Below are 22,055 nucleotides of genomic sequence, written 5' to 3' on the forward strand. Positions count from 1 at the left end.
AGAGGCCCGGAATTCAAGCATCCTCCTCTGCTTTGAGCTGCTCGCGAATATCGAGCAACTCCTTCTGTCGCGATTCGCTGGATAGCGGATAGGATAAATCAAGGGATTCCAGGGTATCAAGAATGACCCTGGAAACAATCAGCCGGGCATTTGCCTTGTCATCAGCCGGAACGACATACCAGGGGGCATGTTTTGTGCTGGTGGCCCCGAGACATGCTTCATAGGCTTTCATATACCCATCCCAGTACTTCCGCTCCTCAATGTCGGCCATACTGAGCTTCCAGTTCTTTTCCGGAGCATCTATCCGACTGAGAAAACGCTTTCGCTGCTCAGCTTTTGAGAGGTGAAGAAAAAACTTGACCGTCCTTGTCCCGTTTCGGTAGAGATGCGTTTCCATATCAACTATTGACCGGTACCGGTGCTCCCAGATTTTTCCTCCGCTGATCACCTCATCTGCAATACCCTCTGCTGAGAGAATTTCAGGATGAACCCGCACAATGAGCACCTCTTCGTAATAGGAACGGTTGAATATCCCTATATGTCCCCGCTCGGGCAGACAACGATTGCTTCTCCAGAGAAAATCATGTTCAAGCTCTTCCGGGGAGGGGTGCTTGAAACTGAACACCTGACACCCCTGGGGATTTACTCCCGTCATGACATGCCGGATAATACTATCCTTGCCGGCTGCATCCATTGCCTGAAAAATCAGAAGCAGGGAAAAACGGTTGTCAGCATAATGAACATTCTGAAGTTTTCGGAGTTGCTCGACCTGTTGGGCAAGCATCTCCTTATACTCTTCTCTGGAGCTGTAGATCGGTTTGACACGCGTCGGGCGCGCGCTGAGATTAACCTTTCCACCTTCCGGGACACAGAGTGCATCACAATCAAAATGCATAGAATGGGAGGCTTTAGGGTGATGTCAAAAATAACTTCGCGGAGTCAATTGCTCTCCTCTGAGCAAAAACACAAAACCGGAAACTTCTGCTCACCTCCCCTCAACTCATTTCAGGAGCAGTTCGTTCTGGATGGGGATAAACAACAGTAACCGTTTTTTAAGTTAAATTTAAGTTTTGCCATAGACTTCTTTAAGAATCACCGGCCTACATTGGTTACACTTGAAACTGATTGTTCACTCAACTAAACCTCTGTCAGATACGATGAAAGCTACAATGAAAGCCTGGGCAACACCCCTTGCCTCCGGAGCATTTACTATTTCAGCTGTTACCGGTCTTTTGATCTTTTTTGACATTGAAATCGGGATGGTTGAGGATGTCCACAAGTGGCTGAGCTGGCTCCTTGTCGGTGGCGTACTCCTCCATGTTCTCTCCAACTGGAAACAATTCACCGGATATTTCTCGAAGAAACCGGCGATAGCAATCATAGCCACAGCGCTTCTTGTCACCATAGCCTCCCTTCTTCCTCTGTTCGGTGAAGATGAAAAAGAGGGTGGAAAAGAACAAGCCGGCAGAAATGCAGCACAGGCACTTGAAACTTCATCACTGAACACCGTCGCCCTCGTGCTGAAAACCTCTCCCGGACTCCTGATTGAAAAGCTCGGAAAAAACGGTATTGTTGTAAAGAGTCCGGCATTAACGATTGAGGAGATCGCTCGCGACAACAGCAAAAATGAAAACGAAGTGCTTGCTTCACTTTTAGAAGCTTCCAGTCAGAAAAATGGTACACTCGACTAACAATATTCAAACTTATGAGACTTCTTATCATTGAAGATGAGCCTGGAATAGCCAGATTTCTGAAGGACGGACTTGAAGAGGAGTACTTTGCCGTTGATCTTGCCCATGATGGCAAAACCGGCCTCGATATGGCCATGACCAACGAGTATGACCTGCTCATCATTGACTGGATGATTCCCGCATTAAGCGGCATCGAGGTATGCCGGCAGGTTCGCAAAGGCGGGAGCACCGTTCCCATCCTCTTTCTGACAGCCAAAGATACGCTTGAGGATGTTGTATTCGGTCTTGATGCCGGAGCCAATGACTACATTAAAAAGCCATTTGAGTTTGAAGAGCTGCTGGCCCGTATCCGGGTTCAGCTCAGAACAACAAATCGGGTAGAAGAGTCGTTAAGTGTCGGAAGCCTGACTATCAATCCTGTAACGCATCAGGTATTCTCCGGCCCAACCGAACTGACTCTGACTCCGAAAGAGTTTGCCCTGCTTGAATACCTGATCCGTAACAAGGACCGGGTTTGTACAAGAAGCCGCATTATCGAGCATGTCTGGGATATCCATTTTGATTCCGACACCTCGGTTATCGATGTCTATATCACCTTTCTGCGCCGCAAACTGGAAAGTGCAGGATGCGGCAACATTATTCAAACCATTCGCGGAGTCGGTTATATCGTTCGGGAATCCTGATCACAAGCCATGAGCACTTTAATTCAATCCAACCGGAATAATAAAATCGGCTCACTGAAAAAAGTACCCGAGTTCAGTCTGCGCAACCGTATTGCCTTCTATTATACCGCAGCTACAGGATTTTTGATTGCCATCGTGTTTTTGATCATCTACTTCACGGTTGAAAGTATCGTCTACAAACAATTTGATGACGAGATCAAAAAAGAGGTTCTGGAGGTACTCTCGGATGCGAATGTCTCAACCTATCATTTCAAGGGCTATGCCATTGTAAAGGATTTTGAAAGCATCCGCAACCTTGATACCAATGACCATGACAATTTCTTGAATGAAGAGAATGAAGATGAGGAGGGGAATAAGAAAAGCAGTAACGAAAACACGAATCTTGATACCGAATTTATTCAGATTGTCGACACCAAGGGAGAGGTGCTCAATAAATCAACAACCCTGTCCTGGTGCGTCCTTTCATTCGATCCTGGCCGGAAAGGTACCGAGTATTTCAACACCAGTTTCGGAAGTTCATTGGTGCGTCAGGCACAGGTACCCCTTGTAAATCTTGACGGCGTCACTGAAGGATACCTGATTGTAGCGCTCCCGCTTAAAAACGCCCTGATAGTGCTGCACGACCTGCAGAACATTTTTCTCTTTGCCTTTCCGGTCATTATTCTCACCCTCTTTGCACTCACGCGCTTGATTGCCGGAAAAAGCATTCGACCTGTCGAAAAGATTATTGAAACCGCAGAAAAGATGACGCAGTCGAATCTGCATGAGCGGATTGTGCTGCCCTATCATCATGACGAGCTGTATCGTTTGTCCTCAACCATCAATGCCCTGCTTGACCGGATGGAGGATGCATTTCAGCGTGAAAAACAGTTTACCTCTGACGCTTCGCATGAGTTGAAAACACCTTTGGCTGCCGTAAAAGGAACGCTTGAAGTGCTAATCCGGAAACCGAGAGAGCGGGAGCACTATGAGAGCAGAGTTCAGTTCTGCCTGATGGAATTAAACCGCATGGCAAGGCTCATCGACCAGCTTCTTATGCTCGCCAGAAACGAAAGCAGCAAGATGAAACCCAATATAGAGCTGCTCATGCTTACCCCTCACCTTGAGGATGTAATCGCCAGAATTCAGCCTTCTGCATATGAAAAAAATATTTCTATCACGGCTGATCTGCTTGACAATGTAAAAGTCGCCGCTGATCCGGCAATGCTTGATATGATTTTCGAGAATATTCTCACCAATGCCATCAAATACTCTCCCGAGGGCTCTTCGATAACGCTCTGTACAGAACAAAAAGAGAATACCATTCTCTGTACCGTTACCGATCAGGGAATCGGAATCCCGGAAGAGAAACTGCACGCGGTCTTTGAGCGGTTTTACCGTGTTGACGAGTCGAGAAGCTCAAGCACGGGAGGATTCGGCCTGGGACTGTCGATTGTAAAAAAACTCGCCGACCTGCAGGATATCATGGTAACACTGGACAGTGAAAAAGACAGAGGAACGACCTTTACGCTGACATTCCAGTCACCAAAGGCATGAGAATTATAACAGCACCTGAAACAAACAGTCATTCATGATTAACACTACAGAATAATGTGGAAATCAATTCTTGTACAACGAACCATACCGCTCACGATCTCTTACCTGCTGCTGATTCTGGCAGCTATAGCGCTTGACTCTCTTCTGCATGCCCTGAATCTGGTCTGGATAGGACGATACCTCGGAATCGCCGGCACCCTATCTCTTGCCTTTTCATTTATCTATTCAGTGCGAAAAAAGAAGCTGATCACGAATGGCCCCATGAAGTTTTTTCTTAAACTTCACTGTCATTCAGGCTGGATCGGCACGCTGATGATTCTTGTTCATTCAGGAGTTCACTTCAATGCCATTATACCATGGGCAGCTACGACACTCATGATGATCGTTACCGCAAGCGGTCATGTCGGGCAACATCTTCTGAAAAAGGTCAAGGAGGAGGTGAAGGCTAAAATGCAGCAACTCGGGATCAATGGTGATGTTGATGAAAACATTGAACAGCGGAAGTACTGGGATACGCTGACTGTAAAAACTCTTGAGAAATGGCGGACCGTGCATATGCCGATGGTATCATTTCTGATTGCGCTGACCCTGACCCATATCCTTACCATATTTTTCTTCTGGAACTGGAGGTAACCCGTTGAAACCACTTTTTATTTTTATCGCTACAGCCATCCTTCTCAGCGCTCTTGCTGTAGCATTCCCCGAGGTGCTGATTACTCCCGGCCCCCTGATGCGTGGCCATCAGCCGCTGAAAAGAGAGTGCCTGAGCTGTCACACACCGTTTCGCGGGGCCAGAGCCGTGGAGTGCATAAGCTGTCACAAACAGAACGATATCAGCGTTAAAAACGTAGCCGGTAAACTGCTCCCTCCAGACAGCAGCAAGGTTCTTTTTCACAAGGGACTTAATCCAGGTTCGTGCAATGAGTGCCATACCGATCATAAAGGAAAAGGTGCAGCCAAAGCCTTCAAATCGTTCAAGCACGAAGAGATCTCTCCTTTGCTGCTGAAAAACTGTATCGCCTGTCACAGAACTGACAAACCGGACGATATCCTGCATCGATATACAAAAGGTAATTGCGCAGAGTGCCATGGCAAAAAACACTGGAAACCGGCAATATTCGATCATCGCATGTTGAACACGGCATTTGCCTCACAGTGCATTGAGTGCCATAAAAGCGACAAGCCCGATAATAATCTCCACCGCACCATGAATCTGGGTTGTGCAGAATGCCATGGTACGCGAAAATGGAAGCCCGCAACCTTCAGCCACAGCAAACTGAACACTAAAAATGGCTTCCAGTGCATTACCTGCCACAAGAGTAACCGGCCGAACGACAAACTGCATCGTCAGTCACCTGAAAATTGCGGTACATGCCATACGACCAGTAAATGGGAACCTGCGACATTCACTCACAACAAGCTGAGTGCTGCGGACAGAAACCAGTGCATCTCATGCCACAAATCTGACAAGCCCGGTGACAATCTCCACCGCTCCTCACAGTCAAACTGCGGAGTATGCCATACAACCGGCAAATGGAAACCGGCTACTTTCAGTCACGGCAAGGCGGGCAGCGGAAGTGCCGGGCAGTGCATCTCATGCCACAGGAGTGACCGGCCGAATGACGATCTGCATCGTAAATACACTGCGGGTTGTTCAGAATGCCACACCACCAAAAAGTGGAAACCGGCAACCTTTAACCACAGCAGGGTGAGCGGAGCAAACGGCAAAGCGTGCATCTCATGCCACAAGAGCGACCAGCCGAATGACACGATGCACCGCTCATCACAGGCAAACTGCTCTGCATGCCACACTACGAAAAAGTGGAAACCGGCAACATTCAATCACAATAAATATTTTGTACTCGACAGCGATCATCGGGCAAGCTGTGCCACCTGCCATCCCGAGTCTGGTAATTACAAAAAGTATACCTGCTATAACTGTCATGAGCACTCACCATCCAAAATAGCGGCAGAGCATCGTGAAGAGGGCATCTACAACTATCAGAACTGTGTAAAATGCCATCGGAGCAGCAGGGAACGAGGGGATGATTAACAATATGCGCTAAAGTCACTCGCAGATGTTTGGGCGTTACCATGATCATCTGGACGCCCAAACCGCAAGGTTCAATTCAGAAGGGGCTTGTTAATCAGTGATGCCGCATAACTGTTATCAATCAGCTCTTCAACCAGAGAGCCCAACTTTGCACTCTTTTTGAGCAGATTTTCTGCAATGAGAACCGGGACTGTCTGCTTCAAATTCCGGATGTCCTGTGTATCCGGAATAGCCCGGGAGAAGTCAATACGGCTCACAATCAGTTTGGCCACAGGTAACGACACGTTCCCTGCATCAGCATAAATAGTCACCAGGTCATCCGGGTGGCGAATTGACCACTTGCGCGCACTGTCATAGACCTTGATGACCCGGGCAACAACATCGGGATATTTGGCTGCAAATGACTCGGTAACCGTCAGATAACCGGAACCAAGCAGTTCGCTTTTTGTATAGATCTCCCGTGAACCGCTTTCCAGCTGGCTTTTGGAACAATAATAATTAGAACCAACCCACGCAGCTACGCTCTTCTTCTGAAGCGCCTCAAGCCCCTCCTGTGGCGGTTTGGGCGCCATCATCACCTCGCTTTGACGTATGCGAGCATCATGCAATGCCCGCAAAAAAAACAGATAGGAGTCGGTACCCGGAGTAACCGCTATTTTTTTACCCTTTAAATCCAGCAAAGTCTTGACGGAAGAGTCTTGAGTGACGAGAAACGCTGCCCACTCCAGATGCGAAAAGATATATACCGCCTTGATCGGCCTTCCCTTTGCCTTGCCGAGCACCGAGGCTACCGCTGAAGTGGATGCTATATCTACTCCTCCGGTTGCCAGATTCTCCAGACCCTGATTGCTTCCTTCGCTGAAGACCCAGCGTACCGGCAGATTGTCACGCTGAAACTCCTTCTCCAGCCATCCGAATTTTTTCAACACCAGAGAGATTGCGTTAAAATTAGCGTAATCAACCTTTAACTCCCGAGGCAGAGGGTCAGCCGTCGAAAAAGATGACAACACCGTCGACATCGACAGTGTGATGAAGAGTGCAACCAGCCTGACAAGAAGTTTACGCATTGCTCTCCCTCCGATAGTTAACCATGCTATAACGCATTTTTTGAAAACATGAGCTTGTTGAAGGTATTAAAAAACAGCTGCGCCATCTCCGGATTAAGCTGCTTTAAACGGACATAAACCGCCATTCCTTTCTCTACACTGCCGGTTTCCAGATAGAATCTGCCCAGATTAAAGAGAGCCGTATTGTGGTCCGGATTGATGCGCAACGCCTGCAAATAGGCATTCAATGCCTCCGCTATTCGGTGATCCTTGTCATAGGCAACACCAAGAAAAACCCATGCATCACTATAATCCGGGTTGATACGCAGGGCCGACTTGTAGGCTTCGTACGATTCGGACGGCTGAGCAGCATAACCATAAGCTCTGGCTAAACTCAGAAAATAGAGGGCATGTCCCGGAGTTATGCGTACAGCCTGCTGGTAAGCCTTGACCGCTTTGTCGAACTGCCCCCCGTCACTCAAGACAAGCCCTAAGTGATACCAGGACGAAGCGTCATGTGGAGTAATGCGTACAGCTTGCTCGTAAGCATCAATGGCACGTTCAACCTCCCCATTCTGGACATAGGCCATGGCAAGATTGAGCCATCCGACGGCATAATCAGTATTGAGGCTGACTGCCTGACGGTAAGCTTCAATCTTTTTCTGCTTCTGCCCCTCCCGGCCGTAAGCCGCCCCGAGATCAACCCAATATTGTGCATAATCCGGACGTAGCCGGATCGCATTGTTATACGAATCAATAGAGAGCGACAGATCCCCTCTCTGCAGGTAGGCAAATCCTAAATATCCACAGGCTTCACCACTCTCCGGTTTCTGTTTTATCCAGTTCTGGCAAAATGAGATCATTCCCCCCCAATCCTGTCGCTCCTCCAGAGCATTGACTTGATACACATTGCCAAGATCGGCAGATAAAATAGTGTCCTGCACTGCCACCCGGTTCGGCAAGTCAAGTATCCATTCGACCGGAAGTGCAAAATTCAACTGCTGACCCTGTTTGAAGAAATAGGTTGGCAGGCCTATCAACCGACCGTTTTCATCAAACAGCCCCCCCCCGCTTGAGCCTGCTGATATCGGCGCTGTGGTCTGGATATAGAATCCTTTATCCACCTGCCTCAAGCCTGAAATAATGCCGTCAGAGAATGTCAGTTCTATCCCCTGCGGTGCTCCAAGAGCATAGACCTTGTCACCTGTCTTCAGCTCATGCGTACTGCCAATAGTGATTCTTGATTCCGGCAAACCTGGAACATTCAGTGAACAGACATCCCTGAATCGGTCGAAATAAAGAGGTGTGGCAGGATACTCCCTCCCCTTGTAGATAACCGTAATTTTTCCCGTCTGCTCGATAACATGATAGTTGGTAGCTACTTTACCGGAAGCGAGCATGACACCGCTACCTATGTTTTGCAGCTTCTCATTTTTATCGTAGTTGTGAATCACCACAACACTGCCTGAAACATCCGCAAACACCTCGGCTGCGCTTTTTGCCTCTGTCGGGAGCGTTGTAAAAACGATGAAAAGCGATGCAAAAAGCCAGAGACAGCTGAGCTGTTTCAGGTGGTTTATCAAGTGAGGGTGATCAGAAGCAGTTCCGGTTTCCCGAAAACCTGCGCAATAAAAATATGGTTTTAAGTGCGCATTCATCTGAAAAAGGAGATTAGCCACTCAGATTCGTATCAAATTACTTTATAAATAAAAGTAACAAAGAAAAGCAACAAATTCACATTTTTATTACTTGCACATCCATGATCCGGGCAGCAACAGCCTAAAAAAAACAGCGGGCTTTACAGGGCTGTTTTCAGAAACATAAGCTTGTTGAAGTCAGTAAAAAACAGTTGGGCAAGCTCGGGATTGAGGCGCTTGAGGCGGGAATAGACCTCCCGGGCCTCTTCCCTGTTGTTGTGCTCCAGGTAATCCTTTCCGAGGTTGAATAACGCACTGTTGTTGTCCGGATTGATGCGCAGAGCTTTCAGAAAGGCCTCCCGCTCTTCAGCCTCTCTGCCTGCAATGCCATAGGCAATACCAAGGCTGACCAGTGCATCATCATATTCCGGCTTAACGCGCAAAGCCTCATTGTATGCCTCAATCTGTTTGGCCCGTTGATCTGCAAGTCCGAAGGCTTCGCCTAATTTCAGCCAGTATTGCGCATTTTCAGGAGTTATGCGTACAGCATGCTGAAAAGCATCAACAGCCTTTGCTGCCTGACCTGCATCACGACAGACAAGCCCCGTATTGAACCAGACAGATGCATCATCTGGGTTAATACGCACCGCCTGCCGGTAAGCATCGACAGCCTTGTCAAAATCCCCGCTCTGGACATAGGCAATACCAAGATTGATCCAGCCGAGAGCAAAGTTGTTGTTTATTCGTACTGCCTGACGATAGGCATTAATCTTCCTGACGGTCTCACCTTCCCGCCCATAGGCAATCCCGAGATCAGCCCAGTAGTGCGCATAATCAGGACGAATCCTTATCGCATTCTGCAGAGCATCTATAGCCAGGGTCAAATCCCCTTTCTGGAGATGGGCAAACCCCAAATACCCCCATGCGTCGCTGCTTGAGGGTACCTGCGCTGTCCACTTTGTGCAGAAGACAATCATTCCGCCCCAATCCTGCTTTTCTTCAAGCGCATTGAGTTGATAGAGCCAGTCGGAATCCACTGCATTAACCCGGGATGAAACAACATGACGGTTAGGCAGGTCTGTAATCCACTCAACCGGCAGTGCGAAATTCAACTGCTGACCCTGCTTGAAAAAATAGGTCGGAATACCTATCAGTCGTCCCTCTTCATCAAAGAGGCCTCCCCCGCTGGAACCAAGTGATATCGGAGCAGTAGTCTGAATATAGTGGCCCTTGTCAACATCGCGCAATCCGGAAATAATGCCGTCAGAAAAAGTCAGCTCCAAGCCCTGGGGTGCGCCTATGGCATAGACTATTGAGCCAACCTTGAGCTGATTGGTATCACCCAGACTGAGTTTTGATGCTTCAAGACCTGATACATCAAGCGAACAGACATCCCTGAATCGATCAATGTAACCCGTCTTTGCCGGGTACTCTTTTCCCTGATAGAGAACCGTCAGGCGACCGGCTTTTTCAACAACATGATAATTGGTAACAACATGACCGGAAGAGATTACAATACCACTGCCAAGGCTTTGCAATTTGTTGCTGTTATCATAGTTGTGAATTACCACAACACACGCTGATACTTGCGCAAACACCTCTGCAGCAGTTTTGGCCTCGACAGAGTTTCCGGTGAGGCCTATAAAAAGCAGGAGAGAAACACATAATCTGGACAGCTTCCCGAATGAAAAAACATCAGAAAGAGCGGCGATCGCACAAAACATGCCGGTAAGCATGACTGACTTGAGATGCTTTCCTTGCCGGAAAACATGTAATCTGTACGAATTCATCTGACCTGATCTTCTACACATCGTGCTGTACAACCAACCCCTATCATATTTCACAAAGAACTCACCATACAACCAAAAAAGAGGGACATACTTTCTTTGAACCGTGAACACGAATTACTGCGACTATAAACCATCATACAAGTTTGGGTTCAGACAATCCGCAGGAATGCTCACGCTTTTTCATCGTCGCGATAGTGCTCTTTTCGGATTCAATGCGTGATTTTTCAATACTGAAAACAATACTTTACTGCCTCGTCATCTACTCTTTTTTCGTCGTTTTATATATTTCTTATATATAGGAATATATATCCATATGCTGTTTATATATAACACTTTACAGCCGTTTATCAACCCAACAAAAAGGTAGCATTTATAGTTTAAAAACGTAAATAAATTATTTCAGATAGCCGGAATTCGATAAAAAGGAGAGAAAACTCCTCATATCGTTAAGGAGACACCCGGAGTCGGCTGATAATCGTGCTCCGCTGTCTGACTTTCGCAATTGTTTCAAATTTGTCGGAAGCGTCATCTTCCGACAAAGTCTGAAAAAGAAAGGGGCCTTGAAGGAGAATGCACGACGGAGAGTCGAAACGCTGAGGCGGGATAACACCGGACTCGTACCGTATTATACAATGAGTCATCCGGGGCACGTGAGCCCAATTCAGGAAATCCGATAAACCGGGTTTGACGCAACAAGGGCGGATGCCACTGCCTTTCGCCTGGGTAGTCAAAAGTGTTGGCGCACCATCAAAACTGTCCGGAAATAAATCCTCTCGTTACCGAGGGCTATTGCCTATTTCCATCCGCCTCCCAATGCCTTGTACAGGGCAATCCGGCCGGAGAGACTCTGCTGGCGAACCAGAATCTCGTTTTGCTCTGCCGCATAGAACGATCGCTGGGTATCAAGCAGGGCAAAGTAACTGTCGATACCCTGGGAGTAACGGGCCTTCATGATGGTAAAGGCCTCTTCACTGGCTCTGACAAGAGCCTGCTGCGCGTGCAACTGTTCGTTGTTGGTTGCATTGGCCGCCAAAGCATCCGCTACTTCCCTGAAGGCGATCTGAATGGTTTTCTCGTATTGGGCAACGGCAATATCCCGGTTGGTTTTTGCCAGTTTGAGGTTGGAGAAAAGACGCTCTCCCTGGAAAATCGGCAAAATCACCTGCGGGCTGAAGCTCCAGACTCCGCTCGATCCGGTAACAAAGAGATCGGAAAGGCTGTTACTGGCAAAACCTGCGGAACCGGTAAGGCTGATGATCGGGAAGAAAGCTCCGCGTGCTGCCCCGATATTGGCGTTTTCAGCCTTGAGAAGATATTCCGCCTGACGGACATCCGGACGCTCCAGCAGAACTGTGGACGGAATTCCCGCAGGAAGCATTTCCATCAACTGAACAGAGCTGAGGCTTTCGGGCTTGAGCAGTTCGGAATCGATCTCCTTTCCAACCAAAAGAGTAAGGGCATTCTTGTCCTGCTCAACCTGACGTTTATATATGGCGCAGTTGGTTCGGGATGTTTCAACCAGAGTGGCAGCCTGTGACACCTCCAGCCGGGACTTCGCACCCAAATCGAAACTTCGTTTGATAAGGTCAAAGGAGTCCTGCTGGGTCCTGAGCGTGTTTTCAGTCAGCAGCAGCAGCTCTGTATCAGCAAGATAGGTGAGATAAGCATTTGCCACCTCCGCGATCAGGCTCGTTTGGGCAGCCTTACGTCCTTCCTCCGTCGCAAGGTACTGGTTCATGGCGCGGCTACCGAGGCTTCGGACGCGCCCGAACAGATCCAGTTCATATGCCGTGAAACCGATACCGGAAGTATATGCAGAGACTGTTTCCGAGTGTCCGGAACCACTGGAACTTCCCGATAACTGTTGTCGAGTAGCACTACCCGTCGCGTCAACCGAAGGGAAAAGATCTGATCGTTGTATGCGATAGGTACTGCGGGCAGCCTCGATTTTGAGCGTCGCTATCCGGAGATCGCGGTTATTTGCAAGGGCTCCTTCAATAAGACTCAAAAGCTTTGGTGATTTGAACATGCTCCGCCATCCGATATCAGCAACATGCGCTTCTCCTCCTGCTTCCACGGCAGGCACAGACCCGCTCCCCGAAGAGGTCGACCATTGCGCGGCTACAGGCGCCATGGGGCGGTCATAACGAGGAGCCAGTGAACAGGCCGTCAGCGTTGTGGCTGCAAGGCAAACAGGGAGCAGCAGCTTATTGGTCATGGTTTGATCCCATATCTTTTTGGTTTACGTCCGGTTCGCCGGCAGACTTCCGGGCAAAACGGGATTGCACGAGGATGTAAAAAAGCGGCACGAAGAAGATTGCCAGCACCGTTCCCGAAAGCATCCCTCCGATGACCCCGATGCCGATGGCATGCTGACTTGCCGAGCCTGCTCCGGAGGAGAATGCCAGAGGGGTTACACCGAGAATAAAGGCCATGGAGGTCATGACAATCGGGCGCAAACGTTGTCTGGCAGCGGCAAGGGCTGCATCCTTCAGGTTCATCCCTTTTTCATTGAGAGATTTGGCGAACTCCACGATGAGGATGGCATTTTTAGCTGTAAGCCCTACCGTAGTCAGCAGGCCAACTTTAAAGTAGACATCATTGGAAAGACCTGCCAGGGAGGTTGCAAGAACTGTTCCCAGAACACCAAGCGGAACCACCATCATGACGGCCAGCGGCACGGTCCAGCTTTCATAAAGAGCTGCAAGACAGAGAAAAACAAAGAGCAGTGAGAAAGTATAGAGCAGCAGGGTCTGGCTGCCGGCTGCCCGCTCTTCATAGGAAAGACCTGTCCATTCGATACCAAAGCCTTCAGGAAGCTTTAATGCCATTTGCGTCAATTCAGCCATGGCATCACCTGAACTCACACCGGGAGCTGAGGCTCCCTGGATATTTACCGACGATATGCCATTGAAACGCTCCAGCTTGGGCGAACCGAAGCTCCAGCTGCCAGTGGCAAATGCCGAAAAGGGAACCATATCGCCATTGGTGTTCCTGACATGCCAGATGTTGACATCTGCAGGGTTCATGCGAAAAGGGGCGTCGCCCTGCATGAACACTCTTTTGATGCGGCCCTCATGAATAAAATCATTGACATAGGAAGATCCCCATGCGGTTTGCAGCGTAGAATTGATATCGGCAATTGAGATGCCAAAGGCGCTGGCCTTTTCGTGGTCGATATCAATCCTGTATTGAGGTACATCTTCAAGTCCGTTAGGTCGCACGCCGCTCAGTGCGGGATTTTTTGCAGCCATGCCCAGTAACTGATTACGGGCATTGATCAGCGCTTCATGGCCTTTGCCATTGCGGTCAAGAAGCTGGAAATCAAAACCGGAAGCATTGCCAAGCTCCATGACAGCGGGAGGATAAAAGGCAAAGATCATGGCATCCTTGACACTTGAAAGGGCCGCCATGGTGCGTCCTGCTATTGAGGCGACAGCTTGCTCCTTATTTTTGCGCTCACTCCAATCTTTCAATTGTACGAAGCCCATGGCCGAGTTTTGTCCCTGACCAGCAAAGCTGAAGCCTGTCACGCTGAAAACGCTTTCAACGACATCTTTTTCCTTGTTGAGCAGGTAATTTTCCATGACTTTCACACTTTGGAGTGTCCGTTCCTTCGTCGCTCCGGATGGCGTGGATAGCTGAACGAACATGAACCCCTGGTCTTCTTCGGGCAAAAACGAGGTCGGAATACGCATGAAAACAACGCCCAGCAGCATCACAATCAGCATGAATGCCATCACAGAGCGTTTGACATTGCCGGTCATGAACCTCGCTCCGCTGATATAGCGTTCGCGGTTGCTGTTGAACAAGCCGTTAAACCATGCAAAAAAACGTCCCAGGATACCACTGCCGTAATGATGCTCGTCCTTTTTCAGCGGCTTGAGGAGGCTGGCACAAAGAGCCGGAGTCAGAATCAGGGCAACCAGAACCGAAAGAAGCATGGCCGAAACGATGGTGATCGAAAACTGGCGGTAAATCGTCCCGGTTGAGCCTTTAAAAAAAGCCATCGGCACAAATACTGCCGAAAGCACAAGGGCTATTCCGATCAGTGCACTGGAGATCTGCTGCATCGATTTTCTGGTGGCCTCCAGAGGTGAGAGTTGCTCCTCTTCCATAATACGCTCGACGTTTTCTACTACGACAATGGCATCATCAACCAGCAATCCGATAGCAAGCACCATGGCGAACATGGTGAGGGTGTTTATGGTGAACCCGAAGGCCGACATGACTCCAAAAGTCCCCAAAAGTACGACAGGTACGGCAATTGTCGGAACCAGAGTTGCCCGGAAGTTCTGCAGAAACAGGTACATCACAAGAAATACAAGAATAATGGCTTCGAACAGGGTATGAACAACTCCTTCGATCGAGGTTTTGACAAAGGGCGTCGTATCGAACGGATAAACGATTTTAACGCCCGGCGGCAGCAATCGCTTGAGCTCTTCCATCCTCGTTTTAACCAGGCCGGCCGTTTTCAGGGCATTGGCACCGGTCGCCAGCGTGATGGCCATACCGCCTGCGGGTTTTCCGTTGAATCGTGAAGTCATGTCATAGTTTTGCACCCCCAGCTCGATGCGGGCGACATCGCGGAGGCGAACCTGGGAGCCATCAGTATTGACCTTGAGCATGATTTTCTCGAAATCCTCAACGCTTTTCAGGCGGGACTGGACGGTAATCGTTGCGTTCAGCTGTTGGCCGGGAACCGAAGGCGTTCCTCCCAGCTGACCGGCAGAAACGTCAGCGTTCTGGGCGCTTATTGCCGCCTTAACCTCGGCGATCGTAAGATTGTAACTGGTCAGTTTGTAGGGCTCAAGCCAGATGCGCATGGAGTATGGTTGACCAAACACCTGGATGTTTCCTACGCCGGGAACGCGGCTCAGCGGATCGAGTATTTTGGAGTTGAGAAAATCGTTCATGGTGAATTCATCAACGCGACCATCATCCGAGTAGACGCCGACAACCATCAGGAAGCCGGTGTCCCCCTTGGTAACATTGATCCCCTGTTGCTGGACCTGTTGCGGCAGGTTCGACATGACGGATTGCAACTTGTTCTGTACCTGAACCTGGGCAATATCGGGGTCGACTTCAGGCTCGAAGGTCAAGGTAATGGAGACATTACCGTTGGAGTCGCTGCCTGCGCTGAAATAACGGAGGTGGTCGAGGCCGGTCAGCGCCTGCTCAATAACCTGCGTCACGCTGTTTTCGACCGCTTTGGCAGAAGCTCCCGGATAGGAGGCGCTAATGTTGATGGTAGGCGCTGCGATACGGGGATACTGTTCAACAGGAAGGGTCTGTATGGCAATGAACCCTGCCAGCATGATGCAGATGGAGATAACCCACGCAAACACTGGTCGTTCAATGAAAAATCCGGACATGAGATTGATTGCTTGAATGAAAAAATTATCTGGCAGGAACTGCCGGCTCGACAGCCTCTACTGTCTTGACCTTCATACCCGGCTGAATTTTCATGATACCTTCATAAACCACCTTCTCGCCAGCCCTGAGCCCGTTGCTGACAAGCCACTTGTCGCCGATGATTTCCGTTACGCCGATCGGACGCTGATTCACCGTGCCGTCTGTTCCGACGACCCAGACCGAAACCGAACCGTCAACATTCCGGCTCACCGATTTCTGTGATACAAGAATAACCTGATCATCTTTCCATTGCTCCAGACGGGCATGGACAAACATGCCAGGGAGAAGCTCGTGGTCAAGATTGGGAAACAGCACCCGCAATAGAACCGTTCCGGTGCTCGGATTGATCGTAACATCCGAAAATTTCAGCGTACCGGGCTGGCCAACAGGTTTTCCGTTAACCAGAAGGCGGACGGGAGCAGTTAAACTACCCGATACCCCGCCCTTCATCTCCTGATGCTGCCTGCGCAGCAGCATCAGCTCTTCACTGGACTGGAAAACGTCTACATAGATCTGGTCAAGCTGCTGTACAACAGCCAAAGCCTCAGCCTGATTGGCATTGACCAGCGCTCCTTCCGTCACCTTCGATTGCCCGATGCGTCCGGAAATCGGTGACATGACCCTGGTATAGTCAAGATTGATTTTTGCTGTCGAAACGTCAGACTTTGCAATAGCCACATCGGCTTTGGCCTGGGCAAGACCTGCCCTTGCATCATCATACTCCTGTTTACTCACCCCGCCGATTTTCACCAGCTCACCATAACGGGCAGCCTTCGCCTGGACCGACTTCACGGTTGCCTCGGCTTTGCCGAGGTTGGCCCGGGCGCTGTTATAGAGGGCCTGATAGGGTGCGGGGTCAATCTGATAGAGCTGCTGTCCCTGCATGACCATACTGCCTTCCGCGAAGAGCCTCTTTGTGATGATGCCGCCGACCTGAGGGCGTATCTCCGCCACACGCACGGCCGAGGTTCGTCCCGGCAGGTCTTTGGTCAATACCACAGGTTCGCTCTTCATGGTGAGAACACTGACCTCCGGTTTAAAGCCGGATGCAGGGTTCTCACCGGTCGAACCTTTCTGCCAGAGGTACCAGGCGGCAAATGCGGCAACGATCAAGCCGGCTATGATATATGACCTTTTCATGATGGAGCTATTCCTTTATGTGAATTGTGTTTTGTTGGAGTTTGACTCTCTGGATGACTTGCATACATCGCCCGGATACCCTCCAGGAACGAAAAACGCTCCGCGCTGCTCCAGTTGACCAGACCGAACCATTCATGGCAATTGAATCCGATAAGGGCGAAATAGACTATGCGGGCGGCTTCGGGCTTCTCTCCGGCGGTCATGGCTTTCAGATCATGAATGGTCCACTCCCGCATCTTCTCCCGCAGAGCGACTTCACTTGACATTGAGGAGGATACCGCCATTGCAACAGCCCGTTCAATGTCATCCGGAGCTTGCTCCGCAAGCCTGATACGTGCGAACAGCTCAGGATGGGGCGTTTCGGCACATTCCCTGACAAGCTTTTCAATACGCTCTCTATCGCGTTGAAACTGGCGATCAAGCAGGGCCTCAAGGAGGGCTGTCTTGGATTTGTAGTCATACACAACCCGGGATTTGCTTATTCCCGCCTCCCTGGCAACTGCGTCAATAGACAATCGCGATACCCCGAGTTTGACGACAACTCGCTCAATGGCATCCAAAATATCGTGCGTGGCGACTCTCTTTGTTCTGGCCATGATACCTTCTCCCTGTAATGGTTGGCATCAATTTAAATACGATCGTTCTTTTATGCAAGTATTTACTTGAGAAATGAACAGTTCATGCTGCATCCATAATACAGATGTTGATCTCTATCCTCTCGTTTGCGGGTCACTCACTGTTGGAGATCGCTCCCTTGCTGCCACAGCGTCAATCGAACAATTGTATCGAATGCCCGGGACCTTGCGCCCAGGAAAAACAGTCCGGAAGGCACATAACACACTGCCATCACATCGTTTTTTCTCTTTACCGAGCTGGGGCTCGGTGTGCACAGGGAAACAAAAGGTGTGCTGAAGGGGAAATAAAAAAAACCTGCGGGTGGCAGGCTTTTTGGGGTATGATGTGGACGATAGAAGATTCGAACTTCTGACCTCTACAGTGTAAATCTCATAACGAGGCTATATGCCATTGATGTAAAAAGAGTCACAAGCCTATTAAAATTTTCGCGTAACATACGTGTAACAAAAATTTTATCACTATCGATCAAGAAATATAAACAACGATTATGCTCCCACCTCTGGTTTTTCATGACTACTCCGCCATGAATCCGGAGCAATCCAATTGTCCTGAAAAAATCGCTTTGCCCTGAGTGCTTCCAAAGCTGGAGATAGAAATACCTGCACCTGCTTCACCACATCAGCAAACGAGGCCGGCAGGTATTCAAGACCAATACGTTTTCTGAAGGTATTCCATTGCACCTGCTTCTCCTCAATGAAATCTCCGGAAAAGATTTCTTTCATCTGGACGAGCGTTGTTCCCCGTTGCGCAAACGTCTGCCTGATGGCTTCTGCGAGACTGGCACCTTCGAAATCATACTGGCGTGAGAGCATCCAGATATCATAGAAATCTTTCATCCTGCTGTTGAGGATGCCCAGCTTGGCCATCACCTCAAACTTTTCGGCAATCATGCTTTCCCTGCTGTAACAGTAAAGTTCAGCCTGAGGGAAATTCAGCAATGATGGTAACGATTCCTGTACTGGATCAGGGTAGACCTTGTCTCCAAATCCAATATCAAGCTGGATAGTCAGTCGGGCGGTATCGAGATCACCGCGAAATCGTATGCGCAATCCTTCATAGTCCGCATCTTCCGTTATCGGCTCAACGGTGATTGATTCCGGATCGAAAACGATCCCGTCTCCTTGTTTTTCAACGGCTAAAACCTGATGGATAATGGTCGTGATACTCTCCGGGGCGTTTCCTGTTTTGCCGAGCATATCGATATCCATTGTCGGTCTTGCCAAGGGAGCATGCCAGACCCTGAGCAACAATGCCCCCTTGAGAATGAAACGATCTGCGAATGAGGAAACCGACAGACGGTAGAGAAAGCGCTCCATGGCATAGTATTGCAACAGCTCCTGAAAAGGCCTGTTTTCCTGTCGCGCCTTGTTCAACAGCCTTTTCCTGACCGAGGCTCCGATATTTTTGATCGCTTTTGCGCTCACAGCGTTGCCTCCAGATATGGTTTCATGACCGAGGCAACACGGCACACCTCTGCATACTGCATGAGTGCATGCAGATCCTTGTGCTTTCTCTGCTGATACCGTTTGAGCGCTTCGAGCACGATATCCATCCCGATCCTGTTACGGAATTTGAAGCAGTCTACAAGCGTTTTTTCCGGACTGTAGATCTTCACCGAAACACCATCGAGCTGATGCGTTTCAATACCGATCTTGAAACAAGAGGGTGAAAACCGGAAAACCGTAACCGGAGGATACTCGATTCTTGGTTGTTCGGCACCTTTTTCAAGCGCAAGAGATACGCTGTGCGGAACCTGGGTGGTCATCTCGTGGAAGGAGAGTGCCGAAACCAGGCAAAGTACACCATTCGGAACCCTCAGTGCAACGGTGACAAGATCAGGATATTCGAGCTTCTTCCACCCTTTGAGCTGGTAAAGCCCTCGAGAAAGCTCTTCAAGCTCACCGCTGTCACGAAGACTGTAAAGCGTCCGGGGATGAATACCAAGATTGATCGCTTCCCGGGTCCGGATGAGGCCTCCCTGGGCAAGAATAAGAGCTTTGGCCTTATCTGCAACTGTACTTTGTTGTGACATTTTTCATGCGGATAGAAATACCATACATTATGCATAAGTATAGGTATATTTATCCTAACCAACAATAGACCAGAGAAGTATCGAAAAAGGCTGAGGAAAATTTTTACCACTCGTTCCTCGAGCTTTCAGCGACTTTTGAGCTATTCACTGCAAATTGCCTGAACTGGCTGAACAACATTGTGTTGTTATTGCGAACCCGTATCGTTACAAGTGGAGCCAAGGTCTCCCGTCACAGTATCATCAACCTCAACTTTAAGTACTGATGCTTTTCAGAGTCATGTCCGACATCCATAACGAATTCTGTCGAGAAGAGAGCAGCGAGGACTGGCAGGTTCCGGAACTTGCCGAAGACAATGAATCCGTGCTCATCCTTGCTGGAGATATCGGGCTGCTGAGCAGAAAACAGACATGGTTCGGTTTTCTTTCGCAGTGCTCAAAGCAGTTCAGAGACGTTTTCGTCATTGAGGGCAATCATGAATGGTATCACGGCAACATCGAGAAGCACTCCTGGCAGAACGTCATCGCCGAGCATGGATTTCACAACGTACAGACAGGGACGCTCATTTTGGAGGAAGAGAAAATCGCCATCATCGGTACCACTCTCTGGACAGACTTTTTTGGCGGCAACCCCATCACCATGTTCGATGTCAGTCAGGGCCTGAATGACTATCGGCTGATAAAAGTCGGAGCCGATTATCACCGGTTAGGGCCGGAGTACCTTCTCGCTCTTCATCACAAGCAAAAAAAAAGGCTTTTTGAAGATGTCGATCACTATACAGGACTCGGATACACCGTGATTGTGGTAACCCATCACCACCCGTCGCTGCAAGGCATTGCCCCTTGTTACAGGAATGATCTCCTGAATGCGGCATATGTGTCAGACCTTGAAAAAGAGGTGTTCTCCCATAAAATAGACTACTGGATCTGTGGTCACTGCCATACCGCAATGGAGTATTCAATTGGCGAGACCAGAGTGATCTGCAACCCCAAAGGATATCCTCACGAATACGGCAACGGTTTCGATCCGCTCAAAACTCTTAACGTTCAGTGATTTAGCATTTGGAGATTGTAGCAGTTATCGACCCCTTTTATAAGATCAGCCACCAACGGCAATGCAGAGGAATTCCGGTAATTTCCGGTGAAACGGCATACAGCCCCTTCTTGATGGGCAACAGCAACCCATCGGCAATCAGACGGACAATCTTGTCGTTCGGAGAACGATATTCACCAAGAATCGAAAGCAGTGTGCTATGGGTTAACGGCACACCACCGAACACCTTGAGCTTCTTTTCGAGTTGCATGATGAAGTCATTTTTTTTGCATAGATAATCGACTAATAATCGATTATCTATGCAAAACTGCTTTTCCAGAAGCAGATGGATTGAGTATTCCGGGCTAACATCCATGAATCAGTCTAATAAAGCAACACATTTCGTTACTATAACCAATTGATTCATTGCGAAAATGCTGTCGCTGGAGCAGAACCGGCGCTTTGGTAGCGCAAAACGTGAAGGTTTAATAGTGTAGCTACAAATGATATGAACAAAAAAACGGAGCAGGATAAGATTATTCAAGAATCAAGGGGTGCTCTTATCCTGTTTTTTTGGGGACGAGTTTGATCTCAAGCTCGCAACCAACTGCTTCTGCATATTTCCTGAGCGTGGTTATTGAGGGAATATGTTTTCCTCCTGACTCCAGCCGGGACACCGCGCTTTTTGTTGTTCCGATTTTTTTAGCAATCGACTCCTGAGTCAACCCCGATTGCTGGCGCGCAAGAAGCAGCTCCCTTACAAGGGCATAGGTAGGAGCCAAAGCCTCGTATTCCTTCCGGAACTCCTCATCCTTGTTAGCTTCACGAAGGAACTCCTTGTGGTTGTGAGAAACCGGTTTATAGGTCAGTTTATCCATGATCAACATCTTTCATGCGTTTCAAAGCTATAGTTAGTTCTCGTTTTGGTGTAGCCTGCGTCTTTTTGATAAATGCGTGAAGAATCACGATACGTTTATCCTTCAAGAAACAGTAAAAGGATCTGCCGATTCCATCATTTCCCGTGCCCTGAGTTCAAAAAGACCACTGCCCATGGCTTTTGAATGGGGCATTCTCAGGTCGGGCCCGAACTCCATCAACAACTCTATCAGTCGAGCATAGTCTGCCCGAATAGTTGACGGCCAACGGGAAATATCCTCTTTGATCCGGGAATGAAAATATTCGATATCGTAACCCATAAAGCGCAAGTTAGCGTTTATGGTAACTACCTGCAAGCTTTTTCATTAGGCGGACAGATGAGCTTCAAAACAGGAGCTGCTGAAGGGGGAATAAAAAAAGCCTGCGGTTGGCAGGCTTTGAGGGGTGATATGTGGACGATAGAAGATTCGAACTTCTGACCTCTACAGTG

The 22,055-nt window shown here is 49.0% G+C and carries 19 protein-coding genes and 1 pseudogene; 7 read left to right on the forward strand and 13 right to left on the reverse strand.

Annotated elements, in window-relative coordinates; genetic code table 11:
- Positions 1-13 precede the first annotated feature (13 nt).
- Entirely contained in the window at positions 14-895 is an 882-nt protein-coding gene (locus G9409_RS00235) for an ADP-polyphosphate phosphotransferase (RefSeq protein WP_166806894.1), read from the reverse strand.
- 262 nt (positions 896-1,157) lie between these two features.
- On the opposite strand from G9409_RS00235, the gene G9409_RS00240 reads away from it, so the two are divergent.
- From G9409_RS00240 to G9409_RS00260, 5 genes are read left to right on the forward strand one after another with little or no spacing between them, the layout of a single operon-like run.
- Positions 1,158-1,691, forward strand: coding sequence for a DUF4405 domain-containing protein (locus tag G9409_RS00240; RefSeq protein WP_166806895.1), 534 nt, complete (start codon positions 1,158-1,160; stop codon positions 1,689-1,691).
- Between the two features lie 14 nt (positions 1,692-1,705).
- Positions 1,706-2,374 (forward strand): response regulator transcription factor, encoded by a 669-nt coding sequence (locus tag G9409_RS00245; protein WP_166806896.1) that lies wholly within the window; start codon positions 1,706-1,708, stop codon positions 2,372-2,374.
- 9 nt (positions 2,375-2,383) lie between these two features.
- Entirely contained in the window at positions 2,384-3,910 is a 1,527-nt protein-coding gene (locus tag G9409_RS00250) for a sensor histidine kinase (protein ID WP_166806897.1), read from the forward strand.
- 54 nt (positions 3,911-3,964) lie between these two features.
- Positions 3,965-4,543 carry a hypothetical protein gene (locus G9409_RS00255; RefSeq protein WP_166806898.1) on the forward strand — a complete coding sequence of 193 codons (579 nt, stop codon included), beginning with the start codon at positions 3,965-3,967 and terminating at the stop codon, positions 4,541-4,543.
- Positions 4,544-4,547: 4 nt separating this feature from the next.
- Positions 4,548-5,963: a cytochrome c3 family protein gene (locus tag G9409_RS00260; protein WP_166806899.1), complete on the forward strand. Its 1,416-nt coding sequence runs from the start codon at positions 4,548-4,550 to the stop codon at positions 5,961-5,963.
- Between the two features lie 71 nt (positions 5,964-6,034).
- Here G9409_RS00260 and G9409_RS00265 read toward each other — a convergent pair whose 3' ends face one another.
- The 9 genes from G9409_RS00265 to G9409_RS00305 all read right to left on the reverse strand — a co-directional run bounded on the left by G9409_RS00265 (position 6,035) and on the right by G9409_RS00305 (position 19,659).
- Positions 6,035-7,030: an aliphatic sulfonate ABC transporter substrate-binding protein gene (locus tag G9409_RS00265; protein ID WP_166806900.1), complete on the reverse strand. Its 996-nt coding sequence runs from the start codon at positions 7,028-7,030 to the stop codon at positions 6,035-6,037.
- Positions 7,031-7,056: 26 nt separating this feature from the next.
- Positions 7,057-8,667 (reverse strand): tetratricopeptide repeat protein, encoded by a 1,611-nt coding sequence (locus G9409_RS00270; protein ID WP_166806901.1) that lies wholly within the window; start codon positions 8,665-8,667, stop codon positions 7,057-7,059.
- A gap of 140 nt (positions 8,668-8,807) precedes the next feature.
- A complete protein-coding gene (locus G9409_RS00275) occupies positions 8,808-10,436 on the reverse strand; it encodes a tetratricopeptide repeat protein (protein WP_166806902.1) in 1,629 nt (542 codons plus the stop codon).
- A gap of 793 nt (positions 10,437-11,229) precedes the next feature.
- Positions 11,230-12,654 (reverse strand): efflux transporter outer membrane subunit, encoded by a 1,425-nt coding sequence (locus tag G9409_RS00280; RefSeq protein ID WP_166806903.1) that lies wholly within the window; start codon positions 12,652-12,654, stop codon positions 11,230-11,232.
- Positions 12,644-15,811, reverse strand: coding sequence for an efflux RND transporter permease subunit (locus tag G9409_RS00285; protein ID WP_166806904.1), 3,168 nt, complete (start codon positions 15,809-15,811; stop codon positions 12,644-12,646). The genes G9409_RS00280 and G9409_RS00285 overlap by 11 nt, the downstream gene beginning before the upstream one ends.
- Positions 15,812-15,836: 25 nt before the next feature.
- Positions 15,837-16,991, reverse strand: coding sequence for an efflux RND transporter periplasmic adaptor subunit (locus tag G9409_RS00290; protein ID WP_166806905.1), 1,155 nt, complete (start codon positions 16,989-16,991; stop codon positions 15,837-15,839).
- On the reverse strand, positions 16,988-17,587 hold the full coding sequence (locus G9409_RS00295; protein ID WP_166806906.1) for a TetR/AcrR family transcriptional regulator: 600 nt from the start codon (positions 17,585-17,587) through the stop codon (positions 16,988-16,990). The genes G9409_RS00290 and G9409_RS00295 overlap by 4 nt, the downstream gene beginning before the upstream one ends.
- A 525-nt stretch (positions 17,588-18,112) precedes the next feature.
- Positions 18,113-19,051 carry a nucleotidyl transferase AbiEii/AbiGii toxin family protein gene (locus tag G9409_RS00300; protein WP_166806907.1) on the reverse strand — a complete coding sequence of 313 codons (939 nt, stop codon included), beginning with the start codon at positions 19,049-19,051 and terminating at the stop codon, positions 18,113-18,115.
- A complete protein-coding gene (locus G9409_RS00305; RefSeq protein ID WP_166806908.1) occupies positions 19,048-19,659 on the reverse strand; it encodes a type IV toxin-antitoxin system AbiEi family antitoxin domain-containing protein in 612 nt (203 codons plus the stop codon). Before G9409_RS00305 ends, G9409_RS00300 begins: the two co-directional genes overlap by 4 nt.
- Before the next feature lie 262 nt (positions 19,660-19,921).
- Here G9409_RS00305 and G9409_RS00310 point away from each other — a divergent pair, with 262 nt between their 5' ends.
- On the forward strand, positions 19,922-20,710 hold the full coding sequence (locus G9409_RS00310; protein WP_166806909.1) for a metallophosphoesterase: 789 nt from the start codon (positions 19,922-19,924) through the stop codon (positions 20,708-20,710).
- A 37-nt stretch (positions 20,711-20,747) separates the two neighbouring features.
- Here the strand turns inward: G9409_RS00310 and G9409_RS00315 are convergent, their stop codons facing one another.
- The 3 genes and pseudogenes from G9409_RS00315 to G9409_RS00325 all read right to left on the reverse strand — a co-directional run bounded on the left by G9409_RS00315 (position 20,748) and on the right by G9409_RS00325 (position 21,885).
- The gene (locus G9409_RS00315) at positions 20,748-21,065 is read right to left on the reverse strand and encodes a hypothetical protein (protein WP_166806910.1); all 318 of its coding nucleotides are present in this window, start codon (positions 21,063-21,065) and stop codon (positions 20,748-20,750) included.
- A 184-nt stretch (positions 21,066-21,249) separates the two neighbouring features.
- Positions 21,250-21,567: a helix-turn-helix domain-containing protein gene (locus tag G9409_RS00320; protein ID WP_166806911.1), complete on the reverse strand. Its 318-nt coding sequence runs from the start codon at positions 21,565-21,567 to the stop codon at positions 21,250-21,252.
- Positions 21,560-21,885: pseudogene (locus tag G9409_RS00325) on the reverse strand (type II toxin-antitoxin system RelE/ParE family toxin). The gene G9409_RS00320 and the pseudogene G9409_RS00325 overlap by 8 nt, the downstream one beginning before the upstream one ends.
- Between G9409_RS00325 and G9409_RS00330 the strand changes: the two are divergent.
- Positions 21,859-22,044 (forward strand): hypothetical protein, encoded by a 186-nt coding sequence (locus tag G9409_RS00330; RefSeq protein WP_166806856.1) that lies wholly within the window; start codon positions 21,859-21,861, stop codon positions 22,042-22,044. The pseudogene G9409_RS00325 and the gene G9409_RS00330 sit on opposite strands and share 27 nt — an antisense overlap.
- Positions 22,045-22,055: the final 11 nt, after the last annotated feature.

This window comes from Candidatus Chlorobium masyuteum, assembly GCF_011601315.1.
GTDB lineage: Bacteria > Bacteroidota > Chlorobiia > Chlorobiales > Chlorobiaceae > Chlorobium > Chlorobium masyuteum.